This is a genomic window from Corallococcus sp. BB11-1 (assembly GCF_026626625.1).
GTDB classification, from domain to species: Bacteria; Myxococcota; Myxococcia; order Myxococcales; family Myxococcaceae; genus Corallococcus; species Corallococcus soli.
Genome location: NZ_JAPNJY010000011.1, coordinates 45,559 through 70,589, shown reverse-complemented (window position 1 = coordinate 70,589; position 25,031 = coordinate 45,559). Strand labels below are relative to the sequence as shown.

General features: G+C 70.1%; 21 protein-coding genes. 11 read left to right on the top strand and 10 right to left on the bottom strand.

Features of this window, described 5'->3' with window-relative positions:
- Positions 1 to 13: 13 nt before the first annotated feature.
- Positions 14 to 2,434 carry a DEAD/DEAH box helicase gene (locus OV207_RS11535; RefSeq protein WP_267554960.1) on the bottom strand — a complete coding sequence of 807 codons (2,421 nt, stop codon included), beginning with the start codon at positions 2,432 to 2,434 and terminating at the stop codon, positions 14 to 16.
- A 271-nt stretch (positions 2,435 to 2,705) separates the two neighbouring features.
- On the opposite strand from OV207_RS11535, the gene OV207_RS11530 reads away from it, so the two are divergent.
- The 8 genes from OV207_RS11530 (at position 2,706) to OV207_RS11495 (ending at position 9,542) form a co-directional block, all read left to right on the top strand.
- Positions 2,706 to 3,497, top strand: coding sequence for a hypothetical protein (locus tag OV207_RS11530; protein ID WP_267554958.1), 792 nt, complete (start codon positions 2,706 to 2,708; stop codon positions 3,495 to 3,497).
- A gap of 187 nt (positions 3,498 to 3,684) precedes the next feature.
- Positions 3,685 to 3,903, top strand: coding sequence for a hypothetical protein (locus tag OV207_RS11525; protein ID WP_267554999.1), 219 nt, complete (start codon positions 3,685 to 3,687; stop codon positions 3,901 to 3,903).
- Positions 3,904 to 4,228: 325 nt separating this feature from the next.
- Positions 4,229 to 5,431 carry a DUF2380 domain-containing protein gene (locus tag OV207_RS11520; protein WP_324291520.1) on the top strand — a complete coding sequence of 401 codons (1,203 nt, stop codon included), beginning with the start codon at positions 4,229 to 4,231 and terminating at the stop codon, positions 5,429 to 5,431.
- The gene (locus tag OV207_RS11515; protein WP_267554953.1) at positions 5,428 to 5,898 is read left to right on the top strand and encodes an NUDIX hydrolase; all 471 of its coding nucleotides are present in this window, start codon (positions 5,428 to 5,430) and stop codon (positions 5,896 to 5,898) included. Before OV207_RS11520 ends, OV207_RS11515 begins: the two co-directional genes overlap by 4 nt.
- 204 nt (positions 5,899 to 6,102) lie before the next feature.
- Entirely contained in the window at positions 6,103 to 6,249 is a 147-nt protein-coding gene (locus OV207_RS11510; RefSeq protein ID WP_267554951.1) for a hypothetical protein, read from the top strand.
- A 325-nt stretch (positions 6,250 to 6,574) separates the two neighbouring features.
- Positions 6,575 to 7,777, top strand: a complete 1,203-nt coding sequence (locus OV207_RS11505; RefSeq protein ID WP_324291519.1) for a DUF2380 domain-containing protein — start codon at positions 6,575 to 6,577, stop codon at positions 7,775 to 7,777.
- The gene (locus OV207_RS11500; protein WP_267554947.1) at positions 7,774 to 8,244 is read left to right on the top strand and encodes an NUDIX hydrolase; all 471 of its coding nucleotides are present in this window, start codon (positions 7,774 to 7,776) and stop codon (positions 8,242 to 8,244) included. The genes OV207_RS11505 and OV207_RS11500 overlap by 4 nt, the downstream gene beginning before the upstream one ends.
- A 47-nt stretch (positions 8,245 to 8,291) precedes the next feature.
- Positions 8,292 to 9,542: an SLC13 family permease gene (locus tag OV207_RS11495; protein ID WP_267554945.1), complete on the top strand. Its 1,251-nt coding sequence runs from the start codon at positions 8,292 to 8,294 to the stop codon at positions 9,540 to 9,542.
- Positions 9,543 to 9,558: 16 nt separating this feature from the next.
- On the opposite strand, the gene OV207_RS11490 is transcribed toward OV207_RS11495, so the two are convergent.
- The gene (locus tag OV207_RS11490; RefSeq protein WP_193348894.1) at positions 9,559 to 10,392 is read right to left on the bottom strand and encodes a hypothetical protein; all 834 of its coding nucleotides are present in this window, start codon (positions 10,390 to 10,392) and stop codon (positions 9,559 to 9,561) included.
- Positions 10,393 to 10,482: 90 nt separating this feature from the next.
- Between OV207_RS11490 and OV207_RS11485 the strand changes: the two genes are divergently transcribed.
- From OV207_RS11485 to OV207_RS11475, 3 genes are read left to right on the top strand one after another with little or no spacing between them, the layout of a single operon-like run.
- Positions 10,483 to 11,244, top strand: coding sequence for a general secretion pathway protein GspE (locus tag OV207_RS11485; RefSeq protein ID WP_267554943.1), 762 nt, complete (start codon positions 10,483 to 10,485; stop codon positions 11,242 to 11,244).
- Between the two features lie 7 nt (positions 11,245 to 11,251).
- Positions 11,252 to 13,183, top strand: coding sequence for a hypothetical protein (locus OV207_RS11480; protein WP_267554941.1), 1,932 nt, complete (start codon positions 11,252 to 11,254; stop codon positions 13,181 to 13,183).
- On the top strand, positions 13,180 to 15,303 hold the full coding sequence (locus OV207_RS11475; protein ID WP_267554938.1) for a hypothetical protein: 2,124 nt from the start codon (positions 13,180 to 13,182) through the stop codon (positions 15,301 to 15,303). Before OV207_RS11480 ends, OV207_RS11475 begins: the two co-directional genes overlap by 4 nt.
- A gap of 10 nt (positions 15,304 to 15,313) precedes the next feature.
- Here the strand turns inward: OV207_RS11475 and OV207_RS11470 are convergent, their stop codons facing one another.
- The 8 genes from OV207_RS11470 to OV207_RS11435 are packed head-to-tail and all read right to left on the bottom strand — an operon-like array spanning position 15,314 to position 25,028.
- On the bottom strand, positions 15,314 to 15,832 hold the full coding sequence (locus OV207_RS11470) for a hypothetical protein (RefSeq protein WP_267554936.1): 519 nt from the start codon (positions 15,830 to 15,832) through the stop codon (positions 15,314 to 15,316).
- Positions 15,829 to 19,647, bottom strand: coding sequence for a type VI secretion IcmF C-terminal domain-containing protein (locus OV207_RS11465; RefSeq protein WP_267554935.1), 3,819 nt, complete (start codon positions 19,645 to 19,647; stop codon positions 15,829 to 15,831). The genes OV207_RS11470 and OV207_RS11465 overlap by 4 nt, the downstream gene beginning before the upstream one ends.
- A 2-nt stretch (positions 19,648 to 19,649) precedes the next feature.
- Positions 19,650 to 19,949: a hypothetical protein gene (locus tag OV207_RS11460; protein ID WP_267554934.1), complete on the bottom strand. Its 300-nt coding sequence runs from the start codon at positions 19,947 to 19,949 to the stop codon at positions 19,650 to 19,652.
- Between the two features lie 47 nt (positions 19,950 to 19,996).
- Positions 19,997 to 20,638 carry a DotU family type IV/VI secretion system protein gene (locus OV207_RS11455; protein ID WP_193348888.1) on the bottom strand — a complete coding sequence of 214 codons (642 nt, stop codon included), beginning with the start codon at positions 20,636 to 20,638 and terminating at the stop codon, positions 19,997 to 19,999.
- A gap of 12 nt (positions 20,639 to 20,650) precedes the next feature.
- On the bottom strand, positions 20,651 to 22,297 hold the full coding sequence (locus OV207_RS11450; protein WP_193348887.1) for a type VI secretion system baseplate subunit TssF: 1,647 nt from the start codon (positions 22,295 to 22,297) through the stop codon (positions 20,651 to 20,653).
- Between the two features lie 49 nt (positions 22,298 to 22,346).
- Complete coding sequence (locus OV207_RS11445; RefSeq protein WP_267554932.1) at positions 22,347 to 22,949, bottom strand: hypothetical protein; 603 nt, start codon at positions 22,947 to 22,949, stop codon at positions 22,347 to 22,349.
- Positions 22,950 to 22,974: 25 nt separating this feature from the next.
- Positions 22,975 to 24,639: a hypothetical protein gene (locus OV207_RS11440; RefSeq protein WP_267554931.1), complete on the bottom strand. Its 1,665-nt coding sequence runs from the start codon at positions 24,637 to 24,639 to the stop codon at positions 22,975 to 22,977.
- Positions 24,639 to 25,028: a GPW/gp25 family protein gene (locus tag OV207_RS11435; RefSeq protein WP_267554929.1), complete on the bottom strand. Its 390-nt coding sequence runs from the start codon at positions 25,026 to 25,028 to the stop codon at positions 24,639 to 24,641. The genes OV207_RS11440 and OV207_RS11435 overlap by 1 nt, the downstream gene beginning before the upstream one ends.
- Between the last annotated feature and the right edge of the window lie 3 nt (positions 25,029 to 25,031).

The window sequence follows — 25,031 nt, the reverse complement described above, 5'->3', positions numbered from 1 at the left end:
GCGCCCGTGCTCCTCACTGCACCCCGGCGACGCCGAGCGCCGCCAGCAGGTCCAGGGCCAGTCGCTTGCGCGGGTGCGTCCCCACCGGAGCACTCCCCGGCTGTCCACCCGCCGCCGGCCCGATGCACGCCGGACACCCGTCCTCGCAGGGACACGACTCCAACAGCTTGCGCGAGCGCAGCAGCAGCTCCTCGCGTTGATCGTACAGCCGCGCCGCCAGTCCCACGCCTCCGGGCACGTTGTCGTAGAGGAACAGCGTCGGCTCGAAGCCCACGCCCCCCTCCTTGCGCGGCGGGCCGTCCGGTTCGTCCCGGCTGCCGAGCGTCCGGCCCAGGTCGCGCGGATCGCTCATCAGCCCCACGCACGCCACCGTGCGCAGCGCCGACCCCAGGCCCCGCAGCGCGTCGATGACCGCCGGCCGGGGCGCTTCCATGGACCGCACCACCGCCTCTGGCACCGTCAGCCACAGCGCCGAGGTGTGCATCTGCATCTCCGGCAGCCGCACGTCGCCGTAACCGACGTTCTCATGCGTGTGGTACTTGATCTTCTTGTAGCCCACGACCTTCTCGATGACGGACACCTCGCCCAGCCCCGCGTGCAGCGTCGGGCCCAGCGGCGCGCCCTGGTCCTCCTGAATCACGCTCACGCGCACGTTCGTCATCGCGTCGGTGAAGTAGTCCGGCGCCACCTTGCGCACGAACGCCTTGTGGTTCTCCAGGTCCAGCAGCTCCACCTGGTACTGCTCCGAGTCGTGCTGGTAGATGGCCTGCTCGTGCAGCTGCGTGTGCGCGGACCGGAAGTCCATCTCCGCCAGCGTCCGGTCGCTGCCGCGCTCGATGACGACCACGTTGTCCCAGCCCACGCTGCGCAGCGAGACGTGGTGCGCCGGGTACGCGTCCGACGACCAGTGGAACATCCGCCGCCCGCCCTCCGCCGCCTGCGACGGGTGCACCACCTGGTGCTGCGTGAGGAAGTCCAGCGCCTCCGTGGTGTTCTCCACCGGCACGTCCCCGAACGCGTCTCCTTCCTCGAAGGGCAGCTCGAAGGCCGCGCACTTCAGGTGCTGCACGAGGATCTCCACGTTGTCCGGATCAATCCGCGCGTGCTCCACCGGCGCGCCCGTGAGCGCCTTCGGATCCGACGCGAAGTATTGATCCAACGGCGCGCTGGAGGTGACGAGCAGCGCCAGGCTCCCCATGCCCCGGCGCCCTGCCCGGCCGAAGCGCTGCGACAGCGCCGCCACGGAGCCCGGGTAGCCGGCGCACACCACCGCGTCCAGCGAGCCGATGTCGATGCCCAGCTCCAGCGCGTTGGTGGCCACCACGCAGCGCACCTCGCCCGCGCGCATCGCGGCCTCGGTGGCGCGCCGGGTGCCCGGCAGGTAGCCGCCCCGGTAGCCCTGGATGAGCGCCGGGTCCAGCTTCTCCTCCACGAACCGGTCGCGCAGGTACTTGAGCATCACCTCCACGTTGTTGCGCGACTGCCCGAAGAGCAGCGTGGACACCCCCGCGCGCACCAGGTCCGCCGTGAGCCGCACCGCGCTCTTGAGGTAGCTGGCCCGGATGCCCAGCTCCGCGTTCACCACCGGCGGGTTGTAGACCATCACCCGGCGCTCGCCGGACGGGGCCCCGCTCTCCGACACCAGCGCCACCTCGCGCCCCAGCATCCGCTCCGCGTGCGCCTTCGGATTGCCGATGGTCGCCGACGCCAGGATGAACGTGGGGGACGCGCCGTGGAACCGGGCCACGCGCTGCAAGCGGCGCAGCACGTTCGCCAGGTGCGAGCCGAAGACGCCCCGGTACGTGTGCAGCTCGTCGATGACGACGTAGCGCAGGTTCGCGAACAGCCGCGCCCAGTTCGCATGGTGCGGCAGGATGCCCGTGTGCAGCATGTCCGGGTTGGTGAGCACCACGCCCGCGCGCTCCCGGGCCGCCCGCCGCGCATCCCCCGGCGTGTCCCCGTCGAAGGTGATGGCGCCGTGGCCCAGGCCCGCCTCGCGCATGAAGGCCCGCAGCGACTCTTCCTGGTCGCGCGACAGGGCCTTCGTGGGGAACAGGTAGAGCGCCCTCGCGTCCGGCTCCCGCGCGAAGCGATTGAGCAGCGGCAGGTTGTAGCAGAGGCTCTTGCCGGACGCGGTGGGCGTGGCGATGACCAGGCTCTCCCCGTCGCGGGCCCGCTCGAAGGCCTCCGCCTGATGGGAGAAGAGCTGCTCCACGCCACGCTTGCGCAGCGCGTCCCGCACCTGGGGCGCCAGGTCCTCTGGCAGCGGCGCGAAGACGCCGGCCCGCGCGGGCGTCACGGCGTCGAGCACCAGGTTCGGCCACACCTGCCGATCCTTCCGCCACCCCTGGAGCACGGCCTCCAGCCCGCGATCCCCCGACCACGGTGAGCGACGTGGGCCGGAAAAAGCCTCGGTTTCCTTCTCGGGCTTCATAGGGCCGGGCACTGTACAGACGTGTACCGGGAAGGACAACGCGCGTCAGCCCCTCCTGTCGCGCCAAGCCAACGCACCCGGACTGACCGCCCACGCTACAAGCGGGCGCGCCCCTGTGGACGTTTCCGCCACAAACCCCTGCCCCCGTCCCTGGGTCCGCCCTCTCGGGGAGTCATTGGCATCCAGGATGCACTTGTTTTTCTTGCCTTCATGCTTCCGGTCAACGCGCTTCCGCGTTCCTCCCCGTGGCGCATGCAATGGCGGATGACCCATGAAGACGTTCAGCTTCCGGATGTCCGCGCTGATGCTCGCGCTCGCTGCCCAGGGTGCGACGGCGTTCGAGTACAACGTCGACCTGGAGAACACGGGCACGACCACCGCGTACGACATCGCCGTGGTCCTGAGCGGCACGGAGAACATCACCCGCACGTTCGACGGCTACACCAGCGGAGCGCTCGCGGGTCGCTTCGATGCCCCGACCTTCACGCCGACGGCCAGCGGGGACACGGTCATCCACTGGATGAACATGGACGGCTGGGACGCGCCCATCCCGCCGGGCAAGGTCATCCACGTGGGCTGGAGCTCGGCGGACTGCTCCAGCCAGATCAAGGACATGTACTGGACGAACAAGTCCCACGGCCGGCTGCGCAACAGCGTCATCAAGAACCTGACGCACAACATCGTCTACACGACGGGCCGCTTCCCGGACGTCGTGCTCACGAACCACCAGGCCCACGATGCGGCGGTGCTGGTCCGGGACGTGCGCTTCGCCGTGGTGGACGGCGCGCTGCCGCTGGAGGCCCTGTCCTCCATGAACGTCGAGCTGCTCCAGATGCTGCGTCCGGTGAAGGAGGGATCGTTCACCGTGGCCCCTGGCCAGGAGGTGCGCCTGTCCGTTCCCGTGGAGGTGCAGCCCGGCCAGTCCCTCATCGCCGTGTGGTCCACCGGGGGTGACGAAGCACAGGGCGCGGTGAGCACCCCCAACGCCGTCCAGGGCGCCCGCGCGCTGCACTTCATGCAGCGCCCGAACAACCCCGGCGGCCACGACGGCAGCGGCTGCTGATCCACCTGCGCGCAGACCGTTGAACGAGGCCCGCTCCTGGAAAACTGGGGCGGGCCTTTTCGCGTCTTTCACCTCGCCCCAGAGCAGCGACGCGAAGCCGGCCCGTAATTGGCTGAATGTCAGACGTGTGGCCTTTGCTCCCTGGCTGGGGCATTCCAGGAAGATGTGTATGCAAAGGATGCGAAGCGTGGCTGCCTGGCTGTGGCGGATGTGGCCGGCAGTCGCGTGGGCAGAGAACGTTACGGCGCCCGTGGCGGAGGAGCGTGCACCGACCCGTGCGTGGCACTTCCTGACGCGCTTGGAAGCGCTGGGCACAGAAGGCACGCAGCTGTTCCCGACGGAGGAAGGAACGCTGCGGCCGGGGGCCTTTGCCTCGGTGGGCCTGGGGGTGGACCATGCGCGCTGATGCCTTCCTGCTCGCCGTGGTGCTGCTGGCCATGGGATGCGCCTCCGCGCCGCGGGCTCCCGGGCGGGGCCGGAGCTTGAGCCATGCGCAGCGTGTGACTCCTGCGTCCGCGTGGGGCGAGGCTCCGGGGGAGGAGCCCTCGCGCGCTGAGTCCTCCCCGCCATCCTCCCTCGCGGGACCCGAAGTGCAACAACGGTTGTTACGTCGCCAGGGGCTGCGTGACGACGCGACGGGAGCAAGTCCTGGCGGCGTGGCGGGTGCCGTTGGGGGTGGGGAGCCGCGTCCCGGCCTGACGCGTCAAGCAATCCTCGAAGCCATTGACGAAATGAAGGACTCCAGGGGCGGCGTCGCAGCCGCGTTCTCCAAGCTCGCGGCCCGTCCTCCTGCCCTCGGAGGATGGGGCCTCAACGGCGTCTTCACCCGCTATATCGACCAGGGCTCCCATCAATTGGCGTGGCTTCAGGGTGCGCTCGGGAGCGCCACCGCGCTGACGGATGCAGCCTCGGAAGTCGGCGATTCGGGGATGGAATCGGGCCTGCTCGGCATGACGGGGCCCCGACTCCAGGCGGCCCTTTTCGGCACCCTCCTGCTGGCCACCTGGGTTGACTTCCTCCACCTCTCGGACGCGGTGCTCCGCCACTGCCCGATGTGCAGTGTCGAGAAGCTGTTCGCCGACCTTCATCGCGTGCAGGGGATGATGGAGCCCACGCTGACGGACCTCTCCTCTCTGGACCCGGCGCGCGTGGAGATGGCGGCGACTGCGATGCCCGAACTGATGGGAAAGCTGACCCGTGAGTTCGACGCGCTCCATCGAGAGACCCGCGCGACGATGAAGCTCGGCGGGCAGGTCATCGCGGCGATGCAGGCAGTGGAGGCGCTCACCCTGATTTCCACGCTGAAGATGTCGCTGCCACGGCTGCCGCCCTCCACTCCCGCCACGCTCGGCGTGGGCCTCGTGATGAGTTCGGGGGGAGTCATGGTGGGCTCGCGAATGGTGGTCTCCGCCGAGTGGGTGGAGATGATGCGAAGGCTCGTGCAGGCGGGCGTCCTCTCCGTTCCCGCCGTCAGCGCGGCCGTCCGCATCCATGGCGGGCAAGTCCTGATGGCCCAAGCACACCAGGACCTGCCCAAGGGCGTGCGCGACGCACTGGGGGACAGCCCCGAGGTGCGCGGCATGCAGGTGACGGACAGAGCTGGGGCGGGCATGTCCAAGGCACCGAAACACCACGTCCTGCCGCAAGAGCACCGCGAGTGGTTCGCGCAGCGCGGTTTCAGGGACGACCTGGACATCGACAACTTCTGCGTCCGGTTGGAGCAGGCACACCACGAGGCGATTCACGGCGGCGGCAACTGGCGCCTGGGGCGCACATGGCCCGGCGAATGGAACCGGATGATCATGCAGGTACTGAGCAAGACTGAGCACGAGGCAGGCCGGGTGTTGACCCGGAATGAGATCCTGAAAATCGTCGCAAGGAACATGCGAACCCATAAGATCCCGATGAACTTTGTTTCTGGGAGGAGGCGATGAGCGAGGATCGTTCCTGGCAAGGGAATTGGAGGGCCCGGCTGTTCGACAGGATCCGCGAGCGCGGCTACGACTCGTTGACCGCCTTCGCCAATGCGCGGCCTGCCGTCCCGCTGTACCTCCTCGCCGACGAGCTTGGGAAGGACGACATCGCCGGGGCACAGGTATTGAGCGGGCTGCTCGAGGAAGCGGAACGGCACAAGCAGGTCACACGCTTTGTTCGTGATGTGCTCGCGCGCGAACTGTCCGAAAGCCTCCCTGATGGTTGGCCGACCCTGATGGACGACGAGCACCGCTTCGAGGTCGCCCAGGCGCTCGGCTGCTGGTACGGACACATCCCTGAGTCCCACCAGGGGCGTGCCGATCAGGCCATGGCAACACTCCGCGCGACTCCGCCCCCGCCCGGCTGGCGTCCGCTCGGTCCTGACGACGCGCTGCTCCGCACGCTCCTGCCTGACGAGGACGCCTGAGGACGGCAGCGGCGTTGCCGTTTGAACTGGCTTGATGGCTCGCGCCTGTGGCGCTCGCGATCTTCCTCTTCACGTACATCTTCATCGCCGGGGCGAGGCTGCGCGACGCGAATCCTGCCCGTGCCGGGCTGAACGTCAGACGTGTGTCCTTTGCTCCCTTGGCTGGGGCATTCCAGGGAGGTGTGTATGCGAAGGATGCGAAGCGTGGCTGTCTGGCTGGGGCTGATGCGGCCCGCAGTCGCGTGGGCAGAGGGCCTCGTGGAGCGCGTGGCGGTGCAGCTCTTCGCGCGCATCCTGCTGCGACCGGGGGCCTTTGCCTCGGTGGGCCTGGGGGTGGACCATGCGCGCTGATGCCTTCCTGCTCGCCGTGGTGCTGCTGGCCATGGGATGCGCCTCCGCGCCGCGGGCTCCCGGGCGGGGCCGGAGCTTGAGCCATGCGCAGCGTGTGACTCCTGCGTCCGCGTGGGGCGAGGCTCCGGGGGAGGAGCCCTCGCGCGCTGAGTCCTCCCCGCCATCCTCCCTCGCGGGACCCGAAGTGCAACAACGGTTGTTACGTCGCCAGGGGCTGCGTGACGACGCGACGGGAGCAAGTCCTGGCGGCGTGGCGGGTGCCGTTGGGGGTGGGGAGCCGCGTCCCGGCCTGACGCGTCAAGCAATCCTCGAAGCCATTGACGAAATGAAGGACTCCAGGGGCGGCGTCGCAGCCGCGTTCTCCAAGCTCGCGGCCCGTCCTCCTGCCCTCGGGGGATGGGGCCTCAACGGCGTCTTCACCCGCTATATCGACCAGGGCTCCCATCAATTGGCGTGGCTTCAGGGTGCGCTCGGGAGCGCCACCGCGCTGACGGATGCAGCCTCGGAAGTCGGCGATTCGGGGATGGAATCGGGCCTGCTCGGCATGACGGGGCCCCGACTCCAGGCGGCCCTTTTCGGCACCCTCCTGCTGGCCACCTGGGTTGACTTCCTCCACCTCTCGGACGCGGTGCTCCGCCACTGCCCGATGTGCAGCGTCGAGAAGCTGTTCGCCGACCTTCATCGCGTGCAGGGGATGATGGAGCCCACGCTGACGGACCTCTCCTCTCTGGACCCGGCGCGCGTGGAGATGGCGGCGACTGCGATGCCAGAGCTGATGGGAAAGCTGACCCGTGAGTTCGACGCGCTCCATCGAGAGACCCGCGCGACGATGAAGCTCGGTGGGCAGGTCATCGCGGCGATGCAGGCAGTGGAGGCGCTCACCCTGATTTCCACGCTGAAGATGTCGCTGCCACGGCTGCCGCCCTCCACTCCCGCCACGCTCGGCGTGGGCCTCGTGATGAGTTCGGGGGGAGTCATGGTGGGCTCGCGAATGGTGGTCTCCGCCGAGTGGGTGGAGATGATGCGAAGGCTCGTGCAGGCGGGCGTCCTCTCCGTTCCCGCCGTCAGCGCGGCCGTCCGCATCCATGGCGGGCAAGTCCTGATGGCCCAAGCACACCAGGACCTGCCCAAGGGCGTGCGCGACGCACTGGGGGACAGCCCCGAGGTGCGCGGCATGCAGGTGACGGACAGAGCTGGGGCGGGCATGTCCAAGGCGCCGAAACACCACGTCCTGCCGCAAGAGCACCGCGAGTGGTTCGCGCAGCGCGGTTTCAGGGACGACCTGGACATCGACAACTTCTGCGTCCGGTTGGAGCAGGCACACCACGAGGCGATTCACGGCGGCGGCAACTGGCGCCTGGGGCGCACATGGCCCGGCGAATGGAACCGGATGATCATGGAGGTGCTGCGCGATGCCGAGGCCGAAGCTGGCCGGCAGTTGACGCGGAATGCGGTCCTGAGGATCGTCGGAAACAACATGAAGCTCTACGACATCCCGATGAATTTCACCAAGGGGAGAAGCCGATGACCGACGGACGTTCGTGGCAGGGGAACTGGAAGGCCCGCCTGTACGAACGCGTCCGCGAACGCGGCTACGATTCGCTGATCGCCTTTGCCGAGGCACGCCCTAGCGCCTCGCTGGTGGCGCTGGCCGAGGAGCTTGGACGGGATGACATCGCCGGTGTGCAGGTATTCAGCGGGCTGGTGGCCGAGGCGGAGCGCAGCCATCAGGTCACCCGCCTGGTTCGCGGGCAGTTCGTGCGCGAACTGTGCACGTACCTCCCAAACGGGTGGCCGGCAGCGCTGGATGACGACGTTCGGATGGAGGTTGCCATGGCGCTCAGTCAGTGGTCGGCGTACACCCCAGAAACCCATAAGGAGCGGGTCAGGCAGGCCAGGGCCACACTCCGCGCGACTCCGCCCCCGCCCGGCTGGCGTCCGCTCGGTCCTGACGACGCGCTGCTCCGCACGCTCCTGCCTGACGAGGACGCCTGAGGATGGCAGCGGCGTTGTCCTTCGAACTGGCTTAGTGTCCCGCGCCCGTGGCGCTCGCGATCTTCCTCTTCACGTACATCTTCATCGCCGGGGCGAGGCTGCCCTTCCTCAAGCTGGACCGTCCCGGAGGCGCGCTGCTGGGCGCCACGCTGATGGTCGTCGCGGGCGTCGTCACCCCCGCGGAGGTGTTCGGCCACAGCGCGGACCGGGCCGAGCAGGCCATCGACATGGACACGCTCGTCCTGCTGCTGGGGATGATGCTGCTGGCCGCGTACCTGTCCCAGGCGAAGTTCTTCCGCGCCACCGGCGCGAAGGCGCTGCGCGTCGCCCACACGCCCCGCGTGCTGCTCGTCGCCGTCACGTTCGTCAGCGCCGTGCTGTCCGCGTTCCTCGTCAACGACACCGTGTGCCTGTTCCTCACGCCGCTGGTGCTCGTGGTGGTGGAGGACGCGCGCCTGCCGCCCGTGCCGTACCTGCTCGCGGTGTGCATGGGCAGCAACAGCGGCTCGGTGGCCACGTTCACCGGCAACCCGCAGAACATGCTGATTCAAGGCGCGTCCGGTTTGGGCTACGCGCGCTTCGCCGGGTACATGGCCCTGCCCGCCCTGCTCTCCACCGCCATCGTCGCGCTCGCGCTCCTGTACCTGTTCCGCAAGGAGCTGCCCTCCGCCCGCTTCGACGCGCACCCGCCCCCCGTCGACGTGGACCGCAAGCTGCTGGCGCTGTCGCTCGGGGTGCTGCTGGGCGTGGTGGTGGCGTTCTTCGCGGGCCTGCCCATGAGCTGGAGCGCGCTCGCGGGCGGGGTGCTGGTGATGACGCTGTCCGGGCACGACTCGCGCGAGGCGCTGGAGCGCGTGGACTGGGTGCTGCTGCTCTTCTTCGCCAGCCTCTTCGTCGTCGTGCACGGGGTGCACAAGGCGGGCTGGGCGGAGGAGATCCGCCAGGTGTTCTCCCCGCTGATGGCCGGGCCGCCGTGGCGCGAGACGCTGGGCTTCGCGTTCCTCACGCTCGTGGCCTCCAACCTCTTCAGCAACGTGCCCTTCGTGATGCTGGCCCGCGCGTGGGTGCCGGCCATGCAACAGCCGGAGCTCGCGTGGCACGTGCTCGCGCTGGGCTCCACGCTGGCGGGCAACCTCACGCTCGTCGGCAGCGTGGCGAACCTCATCGTCTTCGAGGCCGCGCGCGGCAAGGTGCGCATGGGCTTCGTCGACTACCTGCGCGTGGGCGTGCCCGTCACCCTGGTCAGCTTCGCCGTGGGGCTGGGCGTGCTCCTGGCGGAGCACGCCCTCTTTCCCTGAGCGCCAACGGGAGCCGTCAGGCGTCCGGATCCGGCAGCTCGCCTGGCGGGAGCTGACGCTCGGGCGGGGTGGGCAGCGGCGCTGGCGCGGCCGTGGGGGTGACGGCCGAGGGCACCGTGTCCGGGGCCGCGTCACCGGTGGGTCCAGCACCCCTGCGGTTCTGCGGCGTCAGGTCCTTCACGAACATGTCCGCCACCTTGTCCAGCAGCGCCGTCATGGCCAGGCGGAACAGCTCCGGCTCCTTGCCGACCTTGAACGGGTCCAGGTGCGGCGCGCCCTGGTCCACCGCGTCCATGTCGAACGGCCGGCGCCACAGCTCCGAGCGCCCGTCCAGCCGGAACATGCGCCCGTAACCCTTGAGGTAGGCCCCCGCGTGGCCGTCCTCGCTGCGCATGCCGAAGTCCTGGATGACGAACTCCACCACCGTGTCCGCGCCCAGCGGGCCCATCAAGTCATAGTCCGGGGCGTTGGCGGGCACCTCCTCCACCAGGAAGCTCTCCAGCGCGGTGGCGACCCGCGCGGGGTCCACCGCGTCCGTCCACGGGGCCTCCTCCGGCAGGCGCGACAGGGTGGTGACGCGCAGGCGCTCGGAGAGCTCGAAGCGCGTCACCGCCTGCTGCAACTTCACGGTGAGCCGCCGGTCCGCCTCCTTGTCCTCCAGCTTCTTGAGCTTGCCGGAGTAGGCGCCGTCCTCGCGGAACACGAGGCTCTTGGGCCCCGCGCCGTCTTCGATGCGGGAGATGAAGGCGGGCCGGTGGACCCGATCCAGATCCGCTCCGGAGAGTCGCTGCGAGGCGCAACCAACGGTGAAGGCCAGGAGGATTGCCGCGAAAAGGGGGCTACGCACCATGGTGGCAAGGCTAACCCATCCCGGCGCCCCTGGCCTCTTTGCGACCCGCCGAAGCCCGGAGACGGGGGCTGGCTGCTATGCTGCCCGGCCGTGAATCCCCCCCCTTCCGTTCCTCCCGGCCCGGGCCCCAACCGCAAGCGGCGGCTTGGGGAGATCCTGATGGACGCCGGCCTGCTCACCGAAACCCAGCTGCGCACGGCGCTCGCGGAACAGCGCAAGTGGGGCGGCCGCCTGGGCCTCACCCTGGTGCAGATGGGCTACGTGGACGAGAACTCCATGGTGCACGCCCTGTCGCGCCAGCTGGCCATCCCCACGGTGGACCTGGACCGGCACGTCCCCTCCCCGCCCGCCCTCCAGGCGCTGCGCGTGGACATCGCGGAGCGCTACACCGTCTTCCCCATCAGCGCGGACCCGGCGAACAAGACGCTCACCGTGGCCACGGCGGATCCCACCAACGTGGAGTCGCTCCAGGAGCTGGGCTTCCACGCGGGCCAGCGGCTCCAGGTGGTGGTCGCGACCGCGTCCTCCATCGAGCGCGCCATCCGGCACCACTACCACGGGGAGATCACCTCCACGGCCGCCACGCCCCTGAGCTTCGGCATGGAGGAGTCCACCTTCGAGCTGGCCCCGCCCCAGCAGGCGGAGCCCGTGGCCCCCACCCCGCCCCCCAGGGCGCAGGGCCCGGCGCCACGCGACACGGAGCTGACGTCGAAGGTGGAGGCGCTCACGCAGCAGGTGGCGGACCTGGAGCGCATGGTGGCGCAGCAGGCCCGGGTGATGCGCGCGATGATGGATGCGCTGGAGGCCCGGGGCGCGCTGACGCGCGAGGAGGTCCAGGCGAAGGCCCGGTAGAGACGCCATGGCGCTCCCCTTCCCGTTCCAAGAGAAGCTGAAGCTGGAGCTGACCCTCACCGTGGGGGAGCAGCCGTTCACCCTCCCCGGCGGCCAGGTGCAGGCCTTCTCGCTGCGGATGACGGCGACCGGCTTCACCGGGTCGCTCACGTTCTGGACGTCGCTGGAGAAGGCGGACGCGAAGCTGTTCACCGCCTTCAGCAAGCCGGACCTCGTCCGCGTGCGGCTGGCCCTCTCCGGCGTGTACGACCCGCCGCCCGCGCCGCTGCGGGTGCAGGGCATCGTGACGTCCAAGCGCCTGCGGGGCGTGGCGCACGGCCAGAAGGACGGCGTCGCGGTGGCGTTCCGCGAGTACACGGTGGAGTTCGCGGATCCGGCGCGGGTGCTGTGGACGCAGCACCGCCCGGTGGAGCTGCACACCGGCAAGAAGCTGTCGGAGCTGCTGGAGCTGCACAAGCCGGGCGGCCTGCTGCTCAAGTACGACTGGGACGCGCTGGAGTCGAAGCAGGCGCTGGTGTGCCTGGGCATCGGGGAGGACCAACCATCCGCCAGCTTCTACGACTTCGTCCTCTGGTTCGTGGACACGCGCGGCGGCGTGCTGACGTACGACAGCCCCAAGGACACGTACACGTTCTCCGCGAAGAAGCCGGCCACGGGCACCGTCACCGCGCTCAGCCGCAAGCACGTGGAGCGCGTGGACGTGGAGCTGCCCCCGGTCATCCGGCACGGCACGCGCGTGCTCAACGGCTTCGGGGCCGCGCCCACCACCGTGGCCCTGCCCCAGGCGCAGGCCGTCGCGGGCATCCAGCACGACATGCTGGTGCGCACGCCCATCGCGGCGGAGGCGGAGAAGCGCCAGTCGCTGGAGAAGGAGCGCCTGCGCCTGCGCAAGCGCCGCCTGGGGCTGACGTTCCTGGACGTGCCGCCCGTCGCCCTGCACCCGGGGGCGCTCATCAAGCTGGACGGGCCCCTCTGGAGCCCGGACCTCACCGGCCTGGGCGAGGACCTGCGCGTCGCGGAGCTGTCCTTCGACGGCGTGGGCCTCCAGGTGGGTCCACACGACGGACAGCAGGAGGCCACGGAGGGCTACGAGGTCCACCTGTCCGTGCTCCTGGAGCAGAAGTCGGATCCGGTGCCGGAGCTGCCCGCGTACCGGCCGCCCCGCTACCCCATCTACGTCGAGGGCAAGGTGCACAGCCCCGGCGGCGAGGCCAACGATCGCATCTACCTCCAGGTGGATGATCCGAAGACGTCGGTGACGAACTACCGGGTGACGGTGCCGCTGTGGAACAAGACGGTGAGCGTGCCGGCGGAGCCCGGCCTGTTCCCGGGCACGTTCTACTTCCCCCCGTACAAGAACGAGCGCGCGCTGGTGGCCCTGCACTTCGACCACGCGGCGCTGCACCGCTTCCTGGACTGGGGCGAGGGCGTGCGCATGCCCCAGGACAGCCAGGGCGATCAGCTGCTCTTCGGCAAGAACGGCGCGAACCAGACGGCGATGACGCACGACTTCCAGGACGCGAAGCCGGTGTGGAACCTGGGGCGGGTGAACTCGAACGACACGGAGATCATCCGCCTCTCCGAGGGCCGGCTCCTCATCCAGACGAAGGAGGAGCCCGGGGGCGCCGCGACCACGCCCACCTACGACGTGACGCCGCAGGTGGAGACCGCCAAGGGCGACCTCACCGCGGGCGTGGAGGGCGCGGTCGGTGAGACGACGGCCGCCTATGCGGCGTCCACGGCGGCGGTGAACGCGAAGCTGAACGCGGCGTCGGAGGAGACGGGGGCGGCGCTCGCCGCCGCGGAGGCGAAGGTGAAGGGCCAGGCCGCGGAGTCCCGCGCGAAGCTGACGGGCGCGCTCAACGGCCTGGATGGACAGACGGGCGCACTCTCCGGATCCGCCGCCGAAGCCAAGGCCGCGCTGGCGGCACTGCGATGAACGACTTGAGAGCCACCGTCGCGAAGCACAAGGCCACCGTGCAGGGCTTCGGCTCCGGCGTGACGCCGCGCCTCACCACGGCCAAGGGCGAGGTGGAGGCCCTGGCCCAGGGCGTGCTGACGCTCGTCGCCACGCTGCGCCCGACGGTGGACGGCACCGTCGGCAAGCTGCTCACGCAGGCGAGCGCCGCGAACGTGAAGGTGCTGGACCCCTCCCCCCGCTTCCAGGCGCTGGCCGCGCAGGTGCAGGGCCACCAGCAGGCGCTGACGGCGTCGGGCACGAAGGCCCGGGCGTCCGTGGAGTCCCTGGGCAAGGAGGCGGCGGCGAAGGGCCAGGGGCTGGAGGCCCAGGCCAAGGCGTCCGCGGAGTCGTCCCAGGGGCAGCTCACGGCGCTCCAGCAGCAGGTGGCCCAGCGCTGCGACGCGGACAAGCAGGCCTTCGACGCGAAGCTGAAGGCGCGCAAGGGCTCCAAGGCGGACACCGAGGCGCGCCGCGCGCAGGGCCACGCGCTCATCGACCAGACGAAGGCGCAGCTCACCCAGGATCTCCAGGGCGTGGGGACGACGCTCGCGGCGGCGCTCGCGGCGGTGCTGGTGCGGCTGGCCACCTCGCGCGACGCGGCGACGGGCCGGAGCACGCAGCTCACCGGGACGCTGGACGGCGCCATCAACGACCCGGTGCGCGCGCTGACGACGCTGCACCAGGAGATCGTCAGCGCGGGCAAGACGACGCAGCAGGCCCACCAGCAGCAGCAGGCGGCGCTGGAGGCGCAGCAGAAGGCGCTCGTGGCGCAGGTGAAGGCCGCGGCGCTGGCGGCGGCCGGCATCGTGGACCCGGTGGACGCGCAGGTGGCCCCCTCGCTCACGGCGGGGAAGACGCAGGCGTCCGGGACGCTGGAGACGCTGGGCAAGACGGTGGCGGGTCAGGTGGCCACCGTGACGGCGCAGCTCGCGGCGGTGGAGAAGCTCATCGACCAGGTGCAGGCGCGCATCGAGGCCGCCATCACCCAGGTGAGCACCACCATCGACGGCCTGGTGCAGGGCACGCTCACGGCGGTGGAGACGCTCAAGGCGCCGCTGAAGCAGACGCTCGACGCGGCCTTCACGACGCTGGACACGCTGGTGGCCAGCGTCAGCGCGCTGAAGCAGCAGGTGATGGCCATGTTCGACCTGCTGCCCCAGAAGCTGGAGCAGTTGCAGGCCCTCTTCCAGCAGCTCGTGGGCTCGCTGGAGGCCCTGCTGGAGCGCGCGGTCGGCCTGCTGGACGCCATCCCCGCCGCGGACCTGCCCAAGCCGCTGGTGAACCCGGCGGTGCAGGGCATCAGCCAGGTGGTGCAGCAGATCACCACGCAGCTGGGCACCCTCTCCTCCCAGGTCGGCACCCAGCTCCAGACGGTGCAGAAGACCATCGTCTCCCAGGTGGAGACGGTGCAGACCCAGGCGCAGACGCAGATAGACACGGCCACGACCCAGGTCGTCACGCAGATGGGCACGCTGACGCAGTCCGTGCTCCAGGCCATCCAGCAGGCCACGGCCCAGGTGGGGCAGGTGATCGCCACGGGCGTGACGCAGATTGGCGCGGCGCGCGACCAGGGCGTGCAGCAGATAAAGGCCATGCAGCAGCAGGTGGCCGCCCAGGTGGCACCGCTGGACACGCAGGTGCCCGAGCGCCTCAAGGCCCTGGACACCCAGGTGGGCGCCGGTGTCGCCGCGGCCGTCCAGGCGATGAAGACGACGCGGGCGACGGCGGAGGGTCAGGTGACGGCGGCGAAGGGCCAGCTGGACTCGCACCTGGGCGCGACGAACACGTCGGTGGCGGCCGCGCTGAAGTCCCTGGAGACGGCCCGCGCCAGCGCGGAGACGACGCTCGCGGGCCAGGTGGACAAGGCGCTGGCGGCCTTCAAGCAGCGCGCGGAGGCCCTGAAGTCAGGCGCGCAGGCGCAGGTGGACGCCGTCACCAGCAACGCCACCGCGTCGAAGCCGCAGCTGCTCTCCCCTCTCGACGCGATCGGCGCCCAGCTCCAGGCGGGCGTCTTCGCGAAGCCGGTGGGCGCGGCGAACGGGCGGGTGACGGCGGCGCTCCAGGCCCTGGGGCCGAAGCTGGACGCGCTCGCCACCTGACGGGCCTCCCCTACTTGGGGGAGGCGAGCGACGTCGGAGGCTCGGGCGTCTTGGGCGCGGGGGCCTTGGGCGCCTCCGGGACTTCGGGCACCGACGGCGCGGACTCCTGGGTGGACATCTGCCGGGGCAGGTCCGTGCGGATGCGGCTCTCCTGCAGCTCGATGTCCACCGTCTTGGGCACCGGCACGTCCAGCAGGGCCTGCCAGGCGCCGTTGGGCGTGGTGAACAGGAAGCTCACCGCCACGGCCTGCTCCGGCGGGAGGGGGATCTTCACCTGCTTCGTGCGGCTCGGGTAGATGACCACCGTCTGCAACACGGAGTCGTCCGGGCTGATGACCTTGGCCGCGACGTCCGCGTAGCCCTCCGTCATCGTCGTCTTCGACACGGTGCGGATGAGCATGTACAGCGGCCGGCCCTGGTTGGTGCCCGCCGGGGCCTTGATGTTCACCGTCAGGCTGGGGGACGCGCAGCTGCCGCCCACCACCGCCGCGACGACGCCCGCCGCCAACCGAATGCCCCTGCCCTTCATGGCACCACCCCACGGAATGGCGCCCACGGCTCACCACGCAACCCGAAGCTGATCTCCAGCACCCGCTCGCTCGCCGCCAGCCCGCGCCCCGGCAGCACCCAGACCACGTTCTGCTGATCCGTCAGCGTGGCGGACTCCAGGAGGCGGAAGCAGTTCCACGACGACTCGGACATCTCCATGGAGCGGTAGCGCTTGCCCTCGCGCGCCGGCGAGCGCAGCTCCACGCCAATGGACGACGGCTGCGGGCTCCACCAGCTCAGCGGGAAGTCGCCCCACGCCGGACGCTGGTTGAACCCGAACGACGACGCCCCACCGCACTTCAAGTAGGACAGCGTCACGAAGCTGTCCGGCGTGGGCGCCGAGGGCAGCGGCAGGGGCCGCACCTGCATGTTGATGGGCCGGACCTTGCCCTCGTCATCCCACAAGAGCCGCGACAGGCGGCCCATCTGCCCCAGCACCGCCAGCATGCGCGGCGGCAGGAGCAGCCGGGACTTCAGGGGCCAGCGCAGCGACCAGTCCGTCCCGCGCTCCTCCACCACCGGCGACAGCACCTGGGTGACGAACTGCCAGAAGGCCCCGTCCTTGCGGCGCAGCACCTCCAGCTCCACCGGATCCACTTCCTGCGACGCGCTGGGGTTGAACGGGTAGCGCCGCACGAGCGGCTCCAGCGTGCGCCGGGACTGGTACGCCCACTGCTCCGCGATGACGCGCTCCACCTCCGCGCGGCCCCGGTTGCGCACGACGACGAAGGGCTGGCGGAAGGGCAGCCGGAACTCCCCCACCAGGCCGTGCGCGTCCAGCCACGCATCCACCCGGCGCAGGTAGGAGTCCTCCTCCTCCAGCAACATGCTCAGCGCCACGCGCCCCACCGGCGACAGCATCTCCGCCAGCTGCGAGCCCCCCGCGGCCGTCGTCGCGCCCGCGGCTCCGGGCGCCGCGGGGTCCTTGGGCGCGGCGGGCTTCACCACCGCGGGCTTCACGCCGGACAGCTCCTGCTGGAGCTGCGACACCAGCGTGGTGTAGGCCGCCAGCTCCGTGAGGGCGCCGCTCTTGTCCGGCGTCATCAGCTGCACGATGGGCTTGAAGGGCGCCACCGCGTCGCGCATGGGCGCGTAGTACTCGCTGTCCAGGGGGCCCACGCTGGCGCGGCCCGCCACGTCGCGCAGCATCGCCTCCAGCGCGGACGACGGCTGGAGCAGCGCGGCCAGGTCGGTGGTCAGCGCGCCCCGGGACGTGCGGAAGCGGTAGCCCCGGTAGCTGGCGTACAGGTCCTGGCCGTAGCGCTTCGCGAACGTCTGCACCTTGTTCTGCACGAAGGTGGCGCGCTCCACGGCCTCCTCGCGCGACAGCCGGGACTTGGCCAGCCGCTCGGTGAATTCGTCGACCAGCGGGCTGAGCTGCGCGTCGAACGCGGCCCGGCCCAGCACCTTGCCCACCACCGGGGCCTGCGCGCTGGCGAACTCCGTGTCGTCGTCCCCTGCCCCCTCGGAGGCGACCTCGGACGTGGTCTCCCCCGCGCCGGGGTTGAAGGGGCGGCCCATGAACGGCGAGCGGCCCGTCTCCTTCAGCGAGCGCAGGACCTTGTCCAGCAGCTGCCGCGACACGTCCACCGGGCGGAACACGTAGTCGCGCTTGAGCACCTCCACGGCGTAGCGCGCGTCACCGTCGCTGGGGGCGAAGAGGCCGTCCGCGCGCGTCAGCAGCTCCGCGGGGGTCATCCGCTCGGCGGCGCGCAGCGCGGCGTCCGCTTCGTCCTCCATGTGCAGGATGGCCTCCAGCGTCTGGCGGTTCAGGCGCATCCAGTCCAGCGAGTCCAGCAGGTTGCCCACGCCCTTCAACTGGCTGGCGTCCGGCTCCGCGTCGGACGCGTTGATGAGGTCCATCACCTGCCGGGCGTTGCTGAACGGCGCGCTCCGCTCCAGCGAGGCCCGCAGGTGCTCCCGCTCGTCGCGCAGCGCGTACCAGCGGGGCAGGTCCAGGTCCTTGGCCTCCAGGACCGCCTGGAGGTTCATGAAGTGCTCGCGCCAGGGCCCCAGCAGGCCGTCCATCGTCAGCCACACGTAGGGCCAGCGCGTCCAGGGGACGTTCTCGTCGAAGGGCTTGTCGCTGGCGATGACGTAGCTGGCGATCATCGGCTCCGCCAGCCCCATGGCCTCCAGCCAGCTCGTCTCCGGCTCCCCGCCGTTCAGGCTCAGCCCGTAGGCCTCCGCCGTCCAGTCGAGCTGCTTCTTGTGCGCGCCGCGCACGCTGCGCAGCACGAAGCGGCCCAGGCCCTCGTTGCGCGACGCGTAGAGGATGCCGAGCGTGTACAGCGCCTGCTCGGGACGGCACAGCGTCTCCTGGTGGCAGGACTCGTTCTCCGCGGAGGCCGCCAGGGGCGTGGCGCGCGTCGAGCGGGTGTTGAAGGCCGGCGCCGGCTGGCAGCCGGGGACCCGTCCGGAGCACCGCCGGCACTGCTCCTGGCACCGCTCCAGCATCGGCTTGAGGTAGGACATCCGGATGCTGCGCGCGAGCCGGGCCCGCAGCTCCTCCCACTCGTCCGTGAAGCTGTGGGCCAGGGGCGGCCAGTAGCGCGTGGCACCCCAGAGGGCCTCCATCGCCTTCACCGCTTCGGTGGTCTGCCCCTCCACAACGGAGCCGGAGACGCTCTGGTTGCGCTCCTCCAGCCGCTGCACGGTGACCTGGAACGCGTCCAGCTTGTCCTGCGCGCGCAGCAGCAGCCGGTAGAAGTGCGCATACGCCAGGATGACGGGCAGGCACCCCACCGCGACGATGACCGCGCACCGGCGCAGGTGCGTCCAGCGGTAGCGCGCGATCCGCTCATCCGCCGGCTGATCCGAGTGCACCGCCAGCGCGCCCGCCGCCCGCTCGTCCTTCGTGCGGGACGACAGGTACACGCGCTCCAGCTTCAGCGGGAACACCAGCGAGCCGCTCTCCACCAGCGTGGACACGAAGCGCGCGAGCACCGCGAACGCCTCGCCGCCGCGCGAGTAGAACGACGCCAGCCGCTCGAAGGCCTCCGGCGACAGCGTGGTGAGGCCCAGCGCCAGGTACTTCTCCAGCGGCTGGAGCGCGTTCGCCAGTTCCCCTTCCCTCCCCGGCGGAGGCACGGTCAGCTCCAGCGGCACGCCGTGCTTGCGCAGCAGCTGCGCGAAGTCCGTGAAGCCCACCAGCGAGTCCATGTGCGTGAGCGACAGCCGCGTCTCCACGGACGCCTGGCACACCTCCGCCAGCAGGTTCACCTTGCCGCGCAGGAGCTGGGTGACGCGCTTCACCTCGTCCGGTGACTTGTCCAGCAGCCATCTCACGTCCAGCACGATGGCGACCCGCCCCACGTGCCGGCGGCCGAAGCTGGCCTTCCACAGGCGCCGGAGCGCGGCGCGGGCGTGGCGGGAGTCGTCCTCCAGCACGGGCGCGGCCACCTCCTGCACCACGACGTCCGGGCCCAGGTACATCTGGACCAGCGGTTCGTCCGGGAGGCTGGGCATGAACTGGTGCTTCTGCCGCTTCCAGTCCACCTCCGCGCTGATGAGCTCCGACTTGCCGCTGCCCGCGGGCCCCAGCACCACCAGCGTGGGGAAGTCCCGCACGGACGCGCGGTAGCGCCAGGGCAGCCTGCGCAGGAACCGGGTCCGGATGGCCAGCAGCTGCCACGACGTCAGCGGCTTCTGCCCTCCCGCGAGCGCCGCCGGCTCCCGCCGCTTGCGCCACCAGTACCACGCGCCCACGCCGATGGCGCCCAGCACCACCAGGATGCCCAACACGAGCACCCAGTGGGCCTTCAGCGCCGCCAGGATGGACTGGATCACTCCCACGGTCAGTCGCTTCCCCGTCCGCCGGAGCGGGCGCCCAGTTGCAGCGCCTCCAGCACGTCTTCCGCCTCCTCCAGGGTGGCGGTCACCTTCGCGCGAAGCTTCTGCTGCTCCTGGGGCGACGGCAGCATCATGTCCCCGGGCGGATCCAACGCGACCAGCGCCTGGCGCACGTCATCCAGCAGCGGCTGCGCGCCCTCGCGCAGGGGGCCCAGCGCCTCCTCCACCCGCTGCTCCAGCGCCGTCAGGAGCGTCAGCGGCTTCGGCGCGGGGGACGCGGGCGGAGCCCCCGGGCGACGGGACATGCCGGGCGCCTCCACGGGGGCGACGGGCGCGCGGAGCACGATGGGCTTCAATTGGACGCCCACCACAGGAGGACGGGGAGCCCCAGCACGATGGCGGCCGTCACGGCGTAGTAGCGCACCGGGAAGTCATAGACGGTGGGCGGCCCCAGCGGCACCACGGGCGCGGGCTGCATCAGCGATGCGGGCTGGGGGATGCGCTCGGAGATGCGATTCGAGAAGTCGCGGATCCGCTCAGGCTGCCCCACCAGGCGTCCGGTGAATCCCGCGGCGAGGCAGAAACGGATCATCTCGAAGACGATGGGCGGCGTCTCATTGCGACGCAACTTCTCTTCCACGAAGTCGTAGAAGAGGTCGCCACCCGAGTCGACCTGGAACAGGTTCTGCTGCAGGAGCGGCCAGAGCTGTTGCTCCGCATCCGACAGCCGGCGCAGCACCCATTCATCCAGGAAGTACACGAAGGGGCGGATCAGATCCTCCACCTCGTCCGGGCGCAGGTCCTCCCCGAAGGCCGCGCGCAGCTTCTCCAGCTCCACGAGCAGCGCCTGCTCCAGGTGATCCAGCGCCTCCTGCCCCACCCTGCCCTGCGGACGGCGCGCGCCAGGGGCGGGCTCGGCGGGCAGGGCCCGGTCGAGGAGCTGGCGCACGCGTCGCTGTGCGGCCAGGAGGAAATTCCAATGCTCCAGTTTCATGATGTTCGAGCGCTACGTTGGAAGCTGCAGCGGCCCCAGTCCCGCCACGGAGGCTCGCAGTTCCACCGAGGCCTCATTGTTCCAAGCATCCAGCAGGTCCCGCAGCTGCTCAAGAAAGCAGATGACGACAGGCTCGAAGCTCAAGTCGAACGGCTCCATGACGGCCTCGTAGGCGTGGCGGATCCCGGAGCCCTTCATGGCGCTGTCGGGGACCACACTGAACTTCAACTCCTTGAGCCAGGGAAGGACGCGGCGGAACGGGCTCTCCGCCGGGGTGCCCAGGTGACCCAACAGGGCGACCACTTCATCCCGACCCAGCGTCGCCTTCGCCTTCCACGCGAGGAACTGCGTCAGGGCCTCCACGTCATCCCGTAGCACGCTGTCGCGGTGGGGTTGCAGGCTGCCCACCGTCTGCCATTTCAAGCCCTCGATGTGCCGGCCCGGCACCGACACCTCCACCCTGCCCGCCGCCTGCGACGAGAACTGCGGCTGGTGCCACAGCGCCTCCAGGACGATCTTCCGGGGCGCGGTGAACGCCTCCGGCATGCGCACGATGAGGCTCTGCCGGGACGTGAGCTTCTCATCGAAGGTCTCGTCCACCTCGTAGCTGGGCCCCTTGCCGGGCAGGAAGGCCGGGCGCAGCGGAGACAGCCCCGCCTTGGTCATCTCGAAGACGCCCGTCACCGAGTGCAGGCTGAACTCGCGCCCCGCGCTCATGCTCAGGATGGGGTGCTCCGCCCGCGTGCCGTCCGCGACGACGACCTGCGCGGGCTCCGCCTTGAGGTTCACCACCGGCACGGTGAAGAGTTGGAAGAAGTCCGGGTGCAGCGACTTGCCCACCGTCCAGTCCTTGTCCAGGTCCAGGCAGAGGCAGAACTTCATCCAGGAGCTGCCGCGCGGCGGCGGCACCTTGACGTGCAGGAACAGCTGCTGCTCCGGGAACTGGAAGAAGGCGCGCAGGCGCTGGAACGGGTGCGCGTAGACGGTCCCGTCGTCCGGCGCGGGCGGATCGCGGTTGAAGGACACCTCGCAGGGGCTGCCCACCGAGTGCTCGTCCGCGGACTCGTCGTACACGACGCTGATCTGCTTCAGGTGCTTGCGCAGCGCGTGGAAGACGGCCAGCGACGAGCGGTACTCGTCCAGGTGCCGCACGTGCAGGCTGAGCACGTCGATGGCGTCCTTGCGCGCGAAGCGGGACTCGAAGCGCAGGATGAGCCGGTGGCCGCTGCGCACCTGGGGCACCACGTCCGTGCCCTTCAGGAAGATGGGCAGCACGCGCAGGTCGCGCTGGAGGCGGAAGGAGCCGGCCACCCCTTCGGCGGGCGTCAGGCGCAGCTCCGTGCCCCGGGTGAGCAGCACCGGCTCCACCATCTTCTCCGTGGGCACGGCCTGCGCCATGGCGGCGGCGGGCACGGGCTCCAGCAGGAAGTCGAAGAAGCCCGCGAAGAGCCTCCGCCAGGTGGAGCGCAGGTTGTGCAGCGTGGCGTGCCGCGTCTGCACGGAGAAGAACGCCATCGCCTCGATGAGGCGGCGCACGTCCGGGTCTTCGCGGTCCAACGGGGCGGCGGGGTGTCGCTCCTGGAAGCGCTGCCGGAAGCGCTCCAGCCCGTCCAGCTCCGACAGGAAGTCGAGGTAGATCTTCTCTGAAAAGTCCTTCACCGCCCGCTCTCCCGCCGTCCGTCAGTCAAAGAGGATTCCGTGCATCGCGTCAGCCCAGCTTCACCAGCGCGCCGCCCACGCTGGTGATGGAGCCCTTGAGGTTGGCCATGCCGCTGGCCTCCAGGTCGAGCTTCCCGGTGGCGGTCACCTTCGTCATCGCCCCGGACATCTCCGCGGTCGTCTTGCCGGCGAGCTTCAGCGTCACGCCGTCCACCTTCGCCTCGCCGCCGGACGTCACCATCTCCGCGCCCATGTTGCCCTTCATGGCCAGCTTGGACGTCGCCTCGATGTTCACGTTGGCGCTGGAGGACAGCTTCGCGTCGCTGGTGGCCGTCTGGGTCAGCTTCGCGCTGGTGTTGAGGGTCATGTCCTTCGTGCTCTTCACCGTGAGCGTGTCCTGGCTGGTCCACTGCGACACGCCCTTGGACTTCATGGTGAGGGTGTCCGTGTCGAAGGTCAGGTCCTTCACCGTGACGACGATGCTGTCCTGCTTCTGCACGTAGGTGCTCGTCTCCTGGGGGCCCTTCACGGTGATGGTGATGCTGGTGCCGTCCATCACCACGGTCTGGGTGATTTGATCGTCCGCGTTGTCGACCTGGACGGTGATGCCCTTCACCTTGTCCAGCTCGATCTTGCAAACCAGCGTTCCCATCAGTCCTCTCCGTCCGAACCCGCGCTCACGCGGGTTCTTCCTTCACCAGGATGAGCAGCGTGCCTTCCTTCAGCTCGATCTTCTCCGTGTCCGTGTCGTGGGTGCGCTGGAGCCGGAACAGCGGCTTGTTGTCGTCGTAGAAGTGGCGCATGGACGTGCCATTCTCCGTCGTCTTGCCCACGAGCAGGTGCACGCCCTGCCCGTCCGACGGCAGCCGAGCGCCCGCGCGCCAGTCCAGGTAGCGCTTGAGCCACGCGCGCTGGAAGTCCAGCGCCACCAGCACCCGCGCGCCCTTGTAGGCCGGGAAGTAGAAGTGCCCGGGCAGCAGGTTCGCGTTGAAGGGCACCTGGATGATCTGGTTGGCGAAGAGCGGCATCTTCACCTTGTAGCCGTCCAGGGACGTGGCGCTGTCGGTGTACGCCTGCCACGTCTCGTCCTTCGTCTCGCCCACCTCACTGACGATGAGCCCTTCGACGAAGCGCGGATACACCGGCGGCGTGAAGGCCGGCAGGTCCACATGCAGCTCGTCCTTGCGCTCCAGCCGCGTGGTGAGCGTGAGCAGGTAGCGGCTCTCCGGCGAGGGCCGGCGCGCCTCCCCTTCCCCGTCGGCTTCCAGGTCCTCGGGCGGCAGCGGCTCCGCGCGGAGCGTCATCCGGCGCACCCGGAAGGTGTCCGTGCCGGGCACGCCTGATGCCACCCACCCGGCCGTCTTGGGCAGCTTCACCAGCGCGCCGGGGGCGAACGCCACCGTGGGGAAGCGGTTCCAGGAGAGGTCCACCTCCAGCCCGCGCACCTTGAGGCGCGCCGTCTCCAGCGTCACCCGCTGCTGCACGTCATTGGCGATGTCCGTGCGCAGGAGCACGTCCTGGCGGACGCCGGTGACGGCCTGCGCGTTGGTGATGGCCTGGTTCTTCGGGCTCTCCGCGGCGGCGTTGAGGATGGCCACGTCGTGGCGCGCCACCTCCGGGAACACCACCGTCACCGCGTCCACGTCCTGTGAGCGCAGCTCCAGCGGCGTGCCGGTGGCGGCCTTCGCCGCGCGGAGCTGGTAGTTCTGCGCGGTGTAGTCGTACGCGAGCACGCCGTTGCGCGCGTGCACGAACGCCACGACGAAGTCGTAGAAGCTGGCGCCGGACTCCGGGGACAGGCCCAGGAAGATCAACGGGCAGGTGACCCCCAGTTGGGCGTCCCAGTCGTTGGCCAGGGCGATCTTGTCGCCCTTGTGCGCGTCCAGCACGTCCTGCAGGGTCTTCTGCGTGTAGAGCGCGCACGGGAAGTGCTGTGTCCACAGCAGCCGGGCGGGATCCACGAAGCGCAGCGTGTAGTGCCGGTAGGTGATGCCCGCGCCCTTCACCTGGGCGACGGTCTCCTCCGTGAGGGCCTTGTCCAGCCCCAGCCCCTTCACCTTGAGGGAGGTGAAGGTCGGCTTCGTCGCCGTGTCGGAGTGCACCGCCTTGAGCTCCAGCGCCACCTCCACCAGGTCCGGCTTGAGGAAGTCCGCCAGCAGCTTGTCCTTCTTCTGGCCGCCGTGCGCCGTCTCGTCGAGGACGCGGAACTCCACCCTCCCCTCGTGCCCCCACCCGTGCAGGTCCAGCTCGAAGGCGAGCACGTCCGCCGAGGCGATGGCGTGCGCCTTGCCCGCGATGGTGAGCGTGAGCGTCAGGTCCAGCCGCTCGGCGTGGGGCGCCATCAGGTGTCCTCCGCGTGCACGCGCACCTGGCCGGTGACGGTGTGGAACACCAGCCGCAGGTGGCAGGGTACGTCGTCGAAGGCGCCCTTGCAGTCGAAGTGCAGCCACAGCCCGCTGTCGCGGCCGCGCAGCTTCACCTCCGGGCCCACCAGCCGGGGCTCGTGCTGGGTGATCTCCTGCTGGATTTCAGCGGTGAGCGCCTCCACCAGCTCGCGCGTGCCCAGCTTCTCCGTGTACCCGCCCAGGCCGAAGTCGTGCATGAAGAAGCCGTAGCCCTTCTTCGTGTTGAGCACGGCTTCGATGTTGCGCATCACGTGCTCCAGGCTGTCCCGGACGTTGGGCCGCTGGGAGCGGGCCGCGAACTTGTCCAGGAAGGGCGCGCGCGCCATGGC

Excerpts from the sequence above, each read along its gene's own strand:
- OV207_RS11455 (WP_193348888.1), bottom strand. The coding sequence starts at position 20,638 with ATGAAACTGGAGCATTGGAATTTCCTCCTGGCCGCACAGCGACGCGTG.
- OV207_RS11505 (WP_324291519.1), top strand. The coding sequence starts at position 6,575 with ATGAAGGACTCCAGGGGCGGCGTCGCAGCCGCGTTCTCCAAGCTCGCG.
- OV207_RS11460 (WP_267554934.1), bottom strand. The coding sequence starts at position 19,949 with ATGTCCCGTCGCCCGGGGGCTCCGCCCGCGTCCCCCGCGCCGAAGCCG.
- OV207_RS11480 (WP_267554941.1), top strand. The coding sequence starts at position 11,252 with ATGGCGCTCCCCTTCCCGTTCCAAGAGAAGCTGAAGCTGGAGCTGACC.
- OV207_RS11520 (WP_324291520.1), top strand. The coding sequence starts at position 4,229 with ATGAAGGACTCCAGGGGCGGCGTCGCAGCCGCGTTCTCCAAGCTCGCG.
- OV207_RS11530 (WP_267554958.1), top strand. The coding sequence starts at position 2,706 with ATGAAGACGTTCAGCTTCCGGATGTCCGCGCTGATGCTCGCGCTCGCT.
- OV207_RS11490 (WP_193348894.1), bottom strand. The coding sequence starts at position 10,392 with ATGGTGCGTAGCCCCCTTTTCGCGGCAATCCTCCTGGCCTTCACCGTT.
- OV207_RS11515 (WP_267554953.1), top strand. The coding sequence starts at position 5,428 with ATGAGCGAGGATCGTTCCTGGCAAGGGAATTGGAGGGCCCGGCTGTTC.
- OV207_RS11500 (WP_267554947.1), top strand. The coding sequence starts at position 7,774 with ATGACCGACGGACGTTCGTGGCAGGGGAACTGGAAGGCCCGCCTGTAC.
- OV207_RS11475 (WP_267554938.1), top strand. The coding sequence starts at position 13,180 with ATGAACGACTTGAGAGCCACCGTCGCGAAGCACAAGGCCACCGTGCAG.
- OV207_RS11470 (WP_267554936.1), bottom strand. The coding sequence starts at position 15,832 with ATGAAGGGCAGGGGCATTCGGTTGGCGGCGGGCGTCGTCGCGGCGGTG.
- OV207_RS11435 (WP_267554929.1), bottom strand. The coding sequence starts at position 25,028 with ATGGCGCGCGCGCCCTTCCTGGACAAGTTCGCGGCCCGCTCCCAGCGG.
- OV207_RS11445 (WP_267554932.1), bottom strand. The coding sequence starts at position 22,949 with ATGGGAACGCTGGTTTGCAAGATCGAGCTGGACAAGGTGAAGGGCATC.
- OV207_RS11535 (WP_267554960.1), bottom strand. The coding sequence starts at position 2,434 with ATGAAGCCCGAGAAGGAAACCGAGGCTTTTTCCGGCCCACGTCGCTCA.
- OV207_RS11440 (WP_267554931.1), bottom strand. The coding sequence starts at position 24,639 with ATGGCGCCCCACGCCGAGCGGCTGGACCTGACGCTCACGCTCACCATC.